We start from the raw sequence: 1818 nt of genomic DNA on the forward strand, positions 1-1818 counted from the left end.
TTCATATTCTATCCCATTAGCCGCCAGGACCTCAGCTTCCTCTCCTCCCCGACCAAAGACAAACGGATCTCCTCCCTTTAGACGGGTAACATTTTTCCCCTGCAAGGCCTTTTCTACCAAAAGTGAATGAATTTCTTCTTGAATGAGATGATGTCTCCCGGGTGATTTCCCGCAATATACAAGCTCCGCATTTTCTTTTGCATAGGTTAATAGTTTTGGATTGACGAGCCTGTCATAAGCTATGACATCAGCCTGTTGAATACATTCCATTCCATATACCGTAATTAGTTTCGGATCTCCGGGACCCGCACCGACCAGATGTACCTTTCCCGGTTTCATGCTCTTGCCTCCTCTTATTTATCAAAAAAACACCTTTTCATTGTTGATATGTTTCGTGTCCCATCAGTTTTTTTTGTTTTAAGCATGCACCTATCCAATTCTCAACAAGTTTAGGATTGGAAGCAAAATGAAAATGGGTATAACCAGCAACCAGATTACCTATTATGCACCCTTCTTTCTTTGAACCAAATCTTCCTTTCGCCTCGTAGGCATGCGGAAGCACATCATCTGACTCAAATGTGGAATAGTGGAATTCATGACCTTTTGCCTGCTCACAATCTTTTATTAAAAAATTGCTTTCGGTTCCAGTTATTTCACGATATCCCAGTGCCGCAAGCTTTTTCTGCATTTTGATCCTACCTGGAATCAATCCTGCCATCGGATACTTTTCTCCAGAAGTTGTTTCAATAGATTTGCTCAAAAACATGAATCCACCACATTCTGCTAGAGTTGGCAAACCCTTTTCAATGGCGTTTCTGATGGATTTTATAGCAATTTCATTGCGAGAAAGTTCATCTGCAAATTCTTCTGGAAAACCGCCTCCAAGGTATAAGCCATCCGCATCCAACGGAACTTCATCCCCTTTTAATGGAGAAAAATACTTGATGTTCGCTCCTTTTGCTTCAAGCAACTCAAGGTTTTCCTGATAATAAAAATTAAAGGCCGCATCTTTTGCAACGGCGATGCACACGTCTTTCTTGCTACTAGACTGAAAGATTCCTGAATTCCCACTGGAAATGGTGCTGGTCTTAGCCAAGAGATACAGCTGTTCGATATCAATCGTTTCCATGACTAAATGAGCGAGTTTATCGAAAAATGGTTCAAGTTCACCTCGTTCAATGGCAGGAATTAAGCCTAAATGACGGCTAGGAATATCAATATCTAACTCTCGCTTCATATACCCCATCACTGGAACATCGCATTCCTGCTCGATGGCTGCTTTGACAATTTTGTAATGCCCCTCACTTCCTACTTGATTGGCAATTACTCCAATAATGTTCGGACCCGTAGAAAAAGCTTGAAACCCTTTAACAATCGCAGCTGCGCTACGCGCCATACTCGCACAGTTGACAATTAACAAGACAGGACTTTCAGTAATCATGCTGATTTCAGCTGTTGACCCCRTATTCGATAAAGGATTTTTCCCATCGAAAAAGCCCATGACTCCTTCGATAATCGAGATATCCGCTCCAATGCTCGCTTTGTTAAGTATTTCTCGGACGATATCGTGCTCAAACATCCAGCTGTCAAGATTTCGTGAAGTTCGCCCTGTAACGGCTGTATGATAGGTTGGATCAATATAGTCAGGACCACATTTAAAACCCTGAACGGTATACCCTTTCTTCTGGAGGGCTGCCATAATTCCGATGGTCAATGTCGTTTTTCCGACACCGCTTCCGGTGCCAGCAATAACTAATCTTCTATCGCTCATAAATATCCCCCCCTTCCTTATAAAGGAATAATCCCTACTGAAATGGT

The 1818-nt window shown here is 42.3% G+C and carries 2 protein-coding genes; both read right to left on the bottom strand.

Going from position 1 to position 1818, the window contains the following annotated elements:
* A partial coding sequence (locus AC1DUW_RS27575; RefSeq protein ID WP_477644020.1) for a uroporphyrinogen-III C-methyltransferase occupies positions 1-339 on the bottom strand: 339 nt, incomplete at its 3' end.
* A gap of 37 nt (positions 340-376) precedes the next feature.
* The gene (locus tag AC1DUW_RS27580; RefSeq protein ID WP_477644021.1) at positions 377-1771 is read right to left on the bottom strand and encodes a cobyrinate a,c-diamide synthase; all 1395 of its coding nucleotides are present in this window, start codon (positions 1769-1771) and stop codon (positions 377-379) included.
* Positions 1772-1818 lie beyond the last annotated feature (47 nt).

The sequence above is a fragment of the Peribacillus sp. P4_C12 genome, from assembly GCF_056402095.1.